Annotated in this window: 8 protein-coding genes and 1 pseudogene; 6 read left to right on the top strand and 3 right to left on the bottom strand. The window is 72.9% G+C overall.

The features are described 5' to 3' along the window. Window positions 1-55: 55 nt before the first annotated feature. From ACRWNP_RS36565 to ACRWNP_RS36575, 3 genes are all read left to right on the top strand, one after another. Window positions 56-715 carry a hemerythrin domain-containing protein gene (locus tag ACRWNP_RS36565; protein ID WP_431969234.1) on the top strand — a complete coding sequence of 220 codons (660 nt, stop codon included), beginning with the start codon at window positions 56-58 and terminating at the stop codon, window positions 713-715. Between the two features lie 275 nt (window positions 716-990). Further along, a complete protein-coding gene (locus ACRWNP_RS36570) occupies window positions 991-1,716 on the top strand; it encodes a hypothetical protein (protein ID WP_431969236.1) in 726 nt (241 codons plus the stop codon). A gap of 509 nt (window positions 1,717-2,225) precedes the next feature. Then, a complete protein-coding gene (locus ACRWNP_RS36575; protein WP_431969238.1) occupies window positions 2,226-2,879 on the top strand; it encodes a TetR/AcrR family transcriptional regulator in 654 nt (217 codons plus the stop codon). A 16-nt stretch (window positions 2,880-2,895) separates the two neighbouring features. Here the strand turns inward: ACRWNP_RS36575 and ACRWNP_RS36580 are convergent, their stop codons facing one another. Beyond that, a complete protein-coding gene (locus ACRWNP_RS36580; protein WP_431969240.1) occupies window positions 2,896-3,738 on the bottom strand; it encodes an aldo/keto reductase in 843 nt (280 codons plus the stop codon). 302 nt (window positions 3,739-4,040) lie between these two features. Here ACRWNP_RS36580 and ACRWNP_RS36585 point away from each other — a divergent pair, with 302 nt between their 5' ends. Both ACRWNP_RS36585 and ACRWNP_RS36590 read left to right on the top strand, forming a co-directional pair. Then, window positions 4,041-4,865: an LLM class F420-dependent oxidoreductase gene (locus tag ACRWNP_RS36585; protein ID WP_431969242.1), complete on the top strand. Its 825-nt coding sequence runs from the start codon at window positions 4,041-4,043 to the stop codon at window positions 4,863-4,865. Between the two features lie 29 nt (window positions 4,866-4,894). Continuing rightward, entirely contained in the window at window positions 4,895-5,323 is a 429-nt protein-coding gene (locus ACRWNP_RS36590; protein ID WP_431969244.1) for a TIGR03668 family PPOX class F420-dependent oxidoreductase, read from the top strand. Window positions 5,324-5,351: 28 nt separating this feature from the next. On the opposite strand, the pseudogene ACRWNP_RS36595 reads toward ACRWNP_RS36590, so the two are convergent. Beyond that, a pseudogene (locus ACRWNP_RS36595) lies at window positions 5,352-5,654 on the bottom strand (ABC transporter); the annotation flags it as partial. 219 nt (window positions 5,655-5,873) lie between these two features. Further along, window positions 5,874-6,749: a LysR family transcriptional regulator gene (locus ACRWNP_RS36600; RefSeq protein WP_431969246.1), complete on the bottom strand. Its 876-nt coding sequence runs from the start codon at window positions 6,747-6,749 to the stop codon at window positions 5,874-5,876. A 181-nt stretch (window positions 6,750-6,930) separates the two neighbouring features. Here ACRWNP_RS36600 and ACRWNP_RS36605 point away from each other — a divergent pair, with 181 nt between their 5' ends. Beyond that, window positions 6,931-7,788: an aldo/keto reductase gene (locus tag ACRWNP_RS36605; RefSeq protein WP_431969247.1), complete on the top strand. Its 858-nt coding sequence runs from the start codon at window positions 6,931-6,933 to the stop codon at window positions 7,786-7,788. Window positions 7,789-7,837 lie beyond the last annotated feature (49 nt).

Consider the following 7,837-nt stretch of genomic DNA (forward strand, 5'->3'; position numbering starts at 1 on the left):
GTCCGAGTGGTCACCGTATTGACTATAGAGGCATCTCGTGAATATGGTCCACTCCATGACGGAAGATGCGTCTGACTCCCAGGCGGTCACTGACACCTGGCGTGTCCATCAGGTCCACCGCGTGGCCACCACCCTGCTGGCCGAGGCGGCCGTCCGCCCCTCGGTACCGATCGGCGCCCTGGCACAGCTGCGCGACTTCCTTGTTGCGAACCTGCGCCATCACCACGAGGCCGAGGACGACGAGCTGTGGCCGCGGATCGTCGCGGCGGCGTCGGCCGCTGAGCGCGGTCTCGCCGCGCTCAGCGAGGAGCACAAGCGACTGGACGCGGCCCTCGACCTGCTGGCTTCGGTGAACCTGAGCGGCGGCCAGGTCGCGGACGGGGCCGGTGAGGCCGCCGGCGCAGGCCTCGGCGACGGCGCCGGGGCGGACGGAGTGCGGGCCGCACTGAGGGACGCGGCCGCCGCAGTGCGCGACACGGTGCACGACCACCTGGCCCATGAGGAGCCGCTCCTCTTCCCCGCGCTCCGCGAGCACATCACCCCCGCGCAATGGCAGGACTTCGCGCAGCGGGTCATCGCGACCACACCGCCCGTGGCCCGAGACCTGATGGTCGGCTTCCTCGACGAGGTGGGGAAACCCCGGGAAGTGGAACCGCTGCTCGAGAGTCTGCAGGCGACGGGCGACCTGCGGATCCTGCGCGACACCGGCGCCTGACTTCCCTCCGTCGGACAGCCGTCACGCGGCGGACGCCACGACCACGGGCGACCTCACCGTTGCGGTCGCCTGTACAACCCCGGCCGACGACGTCGTGGTCACCAGCATCTCGCCGGTGGCCTCGCAAACCGGGAGGCGAGCCGGGTCGCCTTCACCACCTCGCTCGACTTCCTTCGCTCCGTGGCACTGGCCGCGAAGAGGGAAGAGACGCGGAATCCGCTTTTCCAACGACAAGTGCACATCTGGGCATGTGCCACCAACAAGGGAACCCAAGCATGACGACAGTACTTGACCGCTATTTCGAGATCGTGAACGCGGCCGACAATGACCGGTCCGCCCTGGAAGACCTCCGTGAAATCCTCGCGGAGAACGTGCTGCTGATGCACAGCGGGGAAATGGTCCAGGGCCGGGAGCCGGCCGTCGACTTCCACCGGGACCAGGTGGCCAAGTGGAAGGAGTCCAAGCACCATTGGACGGCTTCCGTGGAGGCCGGCGGCTCCATCACCGGCAAGTGGAGCCAGGCCGGACTGGACCTGCAGGGCAACGGGTCCTGCGGAAACGGCCATGTCTCCGTCTCCCTGGACGCCGAGGGGCGGATCTCCCGGCTCCACCTGTCCCTGACCGGTGGGTCGGACCGCGCCCGGGTGCTCATCGCCAAGCACCTGGAGGTCTGGATGATCCCGGATGCGGCCGAGCGCGCCAAGGCGATGGAGGAGATCTACACCGAGGACATCAAGATCATGGAGCCCGAGGATGTCTTCGCGGGGCGAGATGCCATCAACGACTACATCAGCGTCGTGCAGCGCAAGGCCCCGCCCCTGAGCGGCCGGCTCGTGAGCCACCTTCAGAACAAGGAATTCATCCACTGGAGCTGGGATTTCGGCTTCCCGGGAAGCAAGAGGGCGCTGGGATCCGAGGTCCTCCACCTCAATGGGGATCTGATTGAGAAGATCGTCATCTTCAGCGGGCACAGTGACATCTTCACCGAGGGCACGCGGTAGGGCCGCACTCCGCAGGGAGGAGTGCCGTTGCCGAAGAGCGCCGGCTCGGGGCGCTCCTGGCGGAAGGCTCCCTCAGCACGCCGCAGGCCCCCGCCGCGTCGTTGCGGCAGGGGCCCGACTCATGGCGATGAGGGCTGCGACGGGGAGAGTCGGAGCCCTCCGACTACACCACCGCCCAGCCTCGTCGTGGGCCCGCGCGCCCGCATGTCACGGGGGGCCGGCCGGGTGATGCCCTCCCGCGCCCCTGGGCGGCGGCACGCCTGGTGCGGCGACCGGCCCCAGGCCGTGAGCATGCCGGGGGACAGGTCGGCGCAGTCCGGGGAGCCCATCGGCGGCCAGGGCCGCCGCGATGGCGGCGCCGAGGCCCGTGGTGGAGCCGGTGACCAGGGCCGTCCGCCCGGTGAGTCGCTGGGTCAGCTGCCGCGACTTTCTCCGTGGACCGGCTGGGAGCGGGCAAGGCGCCACCTGAAAAATGGACCTCCAAGTCCAGAAAGTGGCAGGATGGTGACATGAAGGCACGACTGACGGCCAAGGGCGCCGCCACCCGGGAACGCATCGTCGAGGGCGCCGCGGAGGAGATCCGTGAGCGCGGCGCGGCCGAGACCACCCTGGACGACATCCGCGCCCGCACGGCCACCAGCAAGAGCCAGATCTTCCACTACTTCCCCGGCGGCAAGGAGGAACTGCTGCTCGCCGTGGCGCGGCACGAGGCCGGCCGGGTCCTGTCCGACCAGCAGCCGCACCTTGGCGCGCTCACCTCTTGGCAGGCCTGGCACGACTGGCGTGACGCGGTCGTCGAACGCTACCGACGGCAGGGGCAGCGGTGCCCGCTCGGCACGCTCACCTCGCAGCTGAACCCCGCCACGCCCGGCGCGCAGGCCGTCACCAGGGAACTCCTCGCGTCGTGGCAGGCCCAGATCACCACCGGCATCCGGGTCATGCAGGAGCAGCGGGAGATCTCCCCGGGACTGGACGCCGACCGCGCCGCGGCCGCCCTCCTCGCGGGCATCCAGGGCGGGGTCTCGATCCTGATGTCGACCGGTTCGCTCACGCACCTGGAGGCGGCCCTCGACCTGGGCATCGAGCGGCTCCTCGAGGCCCCCGCACCGCAACCCGCGCCGGCGTCCGCGCCGGAACCCGCACCCGCGCCGCCGGCCCGCTGACCAGGCACGGCGCGGCTCAGAGCACCTCCAGCGGGACGGGTCCGCCGGGCGGCGGGAAGGCCGCGTCCAGCGCCGCCAGCGCGTCCGGAGGAAGCCGGAGGTCCGCCGCGGCGCGGTTCTCGCGCACGTGTTCCGGCCGCCCCGAGCGCGGGATCGCCGCGACGCCCTGCTCCAGCACCCACGCCAGTGCCACCTGGGCGGGCGTCGCGCCGAGGCCGTCCGCCACGGCCCGCAGCGGTGCGGAACGCAGCAGCCGGCCCTGCTCGACGGGGGAGTACGCCATGACGCCGGCCCGGTTGCGCCGGCACCAGGGGAGCAGGTCCCACTCGATGCCGCGCCGGGTGAGGTTGTAGAGCACCTGGTCCACCGCGACCGCCGACCCGCCCGGGAGGGCGACCAGTTCTGCCATGTCCGCGGCGTCCAGGTTGCTGACCCCCCAGGTGCGGATCTTGCCGGCGGCCATCAGCTCGGTGAATCCTGCCAGGGTCTCCTCCAGCGGATGCCGCCCCCGCCAGTGCAGCAGGTACAGGTCCAGGATGTCCGTCCGCAGCCGCCGCAGGCTCGCCTCGCAGGCCGCGACCACACCACGGCGGTCGGCGTGCCGGGGCAGCACCTTGCTCACGAGGAAGACCTCGGCACGACGTCCCGCGACGGCTTCCCCGACCAGTTCCTCCGCCGCGCCGTCGCCGTACATCTCGGCGGTGTCGACGATCGACATGCCCAGGTCCAGGCCGAGCCGCAGGGCGGCGATCTCCTCGCGGCGGCGGCCCGGGTCCACACCGAGGTGCCAGGTGCCCTGGCCGAGCGCGGGGACGTCCCTCGAGGACAGCCGGACCGTACGCATCGACGCTGCCGCCATCCCTGCCTCCCCGGCACGACACACCTTCAGGCCACCACCCCGCATCCGGTCGTGCAACTCGGTGGACGGCGACGGATCCTACTCGCCCCCGGCGCGCGGACGTTGCCGGTGAACGGCGGGTGGGGGCGGGCGGATCCCGGGAGTTCGGCGGCGCCGCGCACCGCCGCGGCGCGCGGCGCCGGTCCGGCGCGGCGGGGCCCGGCGCGGTGCTCCGCCCGGGTGGTCGTGGGCGCACGGACCCCCGGGCGGGGTAGGGAGCACAGCGGGGCCGACCCCTCACCGCCGCAACCCACGGAGCCGTCGTGAAAATCGGGATCTCCACCTTCATCACCGACCAGGGCATCCGCCCCGCCCCGCTCGGAACCGCCCTGGAGGAACGGGCGTTCGACTCGCTGTTCATCGCCGAGCACAGCCACATCCCGGTGCGGCGCGAGAGCCCCTACCCCGGGGGTGGCGAGCTGCCGGAGATGTACTACCGCACCCTCGACCCCTTCGTCGCCCTCGCCGTGATCGCCGCCGTCACCCGGCGCCTGCTGCTGGGCACCGGGATCGCGCTGATCCCGCAGCGCGACCCGATCCACACGGCCAAGGAGGTGGCCTCCCTCGACCTGGTCTCCGACGGCCGCGCGGTCTTCGGTGTCGGTGTCGGCTGGAACCGCGAGGAGATGCGCAACCACGGCGCCGACCCCGCCACGCGCGGCCTGCTCACCAATGAACGCCTGCGGGCGATCCGCGAGCTGTGGACCGCGGACGAGGCCGAGTTCCATGGCCGGTTCGTCGACTTCGACCCCGTCTTCGCCTGGCCCAAGCCGGTGCGGCGGCCGCACCCGCCGATCTACGTCGGCGGCGGCGAGGGCGCGTTCCGCCGGGTCGCCGAATTCGGCGACGCCTGGCTCGCCAACAGCGACGCGCCGGACGATCTCGGCCCGCGCATCGCGCGGTTGCGCGAGGTCGCGGGGCGCGACGTGCCCGTGACGGTCTACGGGGTCCGCGGCGACCGCGAGCAACTCGAGGCCTACCGGAGACTCGGCGTCGAACGGGTGCTGCTCTACCTGCCGACGCTGCCCGAAGGGGAGACGCTGGAGCACCTGGACCGACTGGCCGCGCTCGCCGGCCGCTTCCGCTGACCGGCGGGCCACGACGAGGGGAGGGCCGGATGCCGGCCCTGACGAGCGGCGAGGCGCGGCGGCGCTTCACCGCCGCGCGCGTCGCCCACCTGGCCACCGCCGACGCCGCCGGAGTGCCGCACCTGGTGCCGGTGGTCTTCGCCGTGGACGGCGACACGGTCGCGCTGGCCGTGGACCACAAACCCAAACGGACCACGCACCTCAAACGCCTGGCCAACATCGACGCCAACCGGTCGGTCTGCCTCCTCGCCGACCACTACGACGAGGACTGGGACGTGCTGTGGTGGGCCCGCGCCGACGGCACGGCCCGCGTCCTGCCCGCGGCCGGCGGATCCGCCGCGGCCGCCCGCCTCGTGGCCCTGCTGACCGCCAAGTACCCCCAGTACTGCGGCCGTCCGCCCGGAGGCCCGGTGGTGGAGATCTCCGTACGGCGCTGGAGCGGCTGGCGGGCCGTGTGAGCCGGTGGGCGGGCCGGGCGGTGAGCGGTCAGCCCGTCAGCCGGCGCGACGGATAGGGCGCCGTACGGCTCCCGTCCGCCCCCGCCACCTCCGTGGGCCGCCCGGTGGCGACGACCCCGCCTCCGGTGTCCCCGCCGCCGGGACCCAGGTCGATCATCCGGTCGGCACCCGACACGACGCTCATCTCGTGCGCGATCACGAGGACCGAGCGCCCGGCGTCCACCAGCCCGTGCAACTGCCGCATCAGCAGTTCGACATCGGCCGGGTGCGGCCCCGTGGTGAGCTCGTCCAGCAGGTACACGGTGTGCCCGCGGCGGCCGCGCTGCAGCTCGGGTGGATCCTGCCGGACGCGAGCGAGGACGTGCCCGAACCGGAGACGCCCGTGAACACGGCCGGCGCGTCCCGCGGGACGTCCACGTCGATGTCGCGCAGGTCGTGCTCGCGAGCGCCGCGCACCCGGGCGTGCCGCGCGCCCCCGGCACCAGTGTGCGCGCCGGTGCCGATGCCCGCCGGTCCGGCGGGGCCTTCGGCGCGGGCGCGGGAGGTCACGTCACGGCAAATAGGACAGCAGCTGGCGGGCGGCCGGGGAGACCCGGTCCTCCGTGGGGAGGGCGGCCGACACCTCCCAGACGTGGTCCTCGGCGCCCGCCAGCGTCACGGTGCGCAGTCCCGCGGCGTGCTCCTTGCGCGCGATGGGCCGCGGCACGACGGCGATGCCCAGCCCGTGGTGGACCAGGTCGATCAGGCTGTGCACGTCGTTGACCTCCAGGGCCACCCGGCGCTGCACGCCGTTCGCGGCGAAGGCCCGGTCGGTGAGCCCGCGCGCGCCCCAGTCGGGGTGGAAGTCGACGAACTCCTCGCCGCCGAGATCCGCCCAGCCCGCCGTGTCCGCCCCGGCCAGCCGGTGCCCGGGATGGCACAGCAGGACCATCGGGGCCCGGGTGATCGGCCGCAGCCGCACCCCCTCGGGCGCCTCGCCGCTCAGGGCCGTGAACGCCACGTCGAGCCGGCCGCTGATGATGTCCTGCACCAGGGCCGCCGATCCGGCCTGCCGCAGCCGGACCTCGACGCCCGGGTGCCGGGCGCGGAAGCGGGCCAGCAGCGCCGGCACGTCGATGCCGGCCAGGCACTGCTCGGTGCCGATGGTGAGCACACCGCGCAACAGGCCCTGCACCGCCGCCACCGCCTCCTTCGCGGCCCGCACGCTCGCCAGCGTGCGGCAGGCCTCGTCCAGTAGGGCCCGGCCCGCCGCGGTCAGCTCCACACTGCGCGTGCTGCGCACGAACAGCGGCGTTCCGAGCTCCTGCTCCAGGGCGCGCACGGAGGCGGACAGGCCCGACTGCGAGATCATGAGGCGTTCGGCGGCGCGGGTGAAGTGGTGCTCCTCCGCGACCGCGACGAAGTACTCCAGATGGCGAAGCTCCATGATTCAGAAGCCTAGCTCCTGAATGCGTTCGCTTTCTTCTATTGGACGTGTGGGTGCAGCTCCGACCAGGCTTGACCCCGTGCCCGCACGGCCGCGGCACGTTCCCGGCCGTGCCGGCACGCCATCAGTACGCAGTCGGCACGCTCGCGCCGGCACGTAAGCCGAGAAAGGCCACGGACACATGCAGACTCGCCGCATCGGCGACACCGATGTCAGCGCGATCGGCCTGGGCGGCATGCCCATGTCGATCGAGGGCCGGCCGGACGAGGCACGGTCCATCGACACCATCCACGCGGCGCTCGACGCCGGTGTCACGCTGATCGACACCGCGGACGCCTACCACCTGCGGGCCGACGAGGTCGGCCACAACGAGACCCTGATCGCCAAGGCGCTCGCGTCCCACGGGCGCGGCTCCGACGTCCTCGTCGCCACCAAGGGCGGCCACCTGCGCCCCGGCGACGGCCGCTGGACCCTCGACGGCTCGCCCGAGCACATCAAGCGAGCCTGTGAGGACTCGCTGCGCCGGCTGGGCGTGGAGGCCATCGGCTTGTACCAGTTCCACCGCCCCGACCCCAAGGTCCCGTACGCGGAGTCCGTCGGCGCGGTGCGCGACCTGCTCGACGAGGGCAAGATCCGTATGGCCGGCGTCTCCAACGCGAACCCGGACCAGATCCGGCAGGCCGACGAGATCCTGGGCGGCCGCCTGGTCTCCGTGCAGAACCAGTTCTCCCCGGCGTTCCGCTCCAGCGAGCCGGAGCTCGAGCTGTGCGACCGGCTCGGCATCGCCTTCCTGCCGTGGAGCCCACTCGGCGGCATCTCCCAGGCCGGCGAACTCGGCTCGTCCTACGCGCCGTTCGCCCGGGTCGCCGAGGCCCACGGGGTCAGCCCGCAGCGTGTGTGCCTGGCGTGGATGCTCGCCAAGTCCCCGTACGTGATCCCGATCCCCGGTTCCAGCCGTCCGGAGACGATCCGCGACTCGGTGGCCGCGGTGGAACTCGTGCTCACCGCCGAGGAGATCGCGGAGCTGGACGCCGTCTGACAGAGCCGTGTGCCGGGGCGGGGGGGGGGGGCACCCCCCCCCCCCCGCA

The organism is Actinacidiphila sp. bgisy160 (assembly GCF_965342435.1).
Lineage (GTDB): Bacteria > Actinomycetota > Actinomycetes > Streptomycetales > Streptomycetaceae > Actinacidiphila.

What these genes read in the sequence shown, in the direction of transcription:
- ACRWNP_RS36565 (WP_431969234.1), top strand. Translation starts at nt 56, where the DNA reads ATGACGGAAGATGCGTCTGACTCCCAGGCGGTCACTGACACCTGGCGT.
- ACRWNP_RS36570 (WP_431969236.1), top strand. Translation starts at nt 991, where the DNA reads ATGACGACAGTACTTGACCGCTATTTCGAGATCGTGAACGCGGCCGAC.
- ACRWNP_RS36575 (WP_431969238.1), top strand. Translation starts at nt 2,226, where the DNA reads ATGAAGGCACGACTGACGGCCAAGGGCGCCGCCACCCGGGAACGCATC.
- ACRWNP_RS36580 (WP_431969240.1), bottom strand. Translation starts at nt 3,738, where the DNA reads ATGGCGGCAGCGTCGATGCGTACGGTCCGGCTGTCCTCGAGGGACGTC.
- ACRWNP_RS36590 (WP_431969244.1), top strand. Translation starts at nt 4,895, where the DNA reads ATGCCGGCCCTGACGAGCGGCGAGGCGCGGCGGCGCTTCACCGCCGCG.
- ACRWNP_RS36600 (WP_431969246.1), bottom strand. Translation starts at nt 6,749, where the DNA reads ATGGAGCTTCGCCATCTGGAGTACTTCGTCGCGGTCGCGGAGGAGCAC.
- ACRWNP_RS36605 (WP_431969247.1), top strand. Translation starts at nt 6,931, where the DNA reads ATGCAGACTCGCCGCATCGGCGACACCGATGTCAGCGCGATCGGCCTG.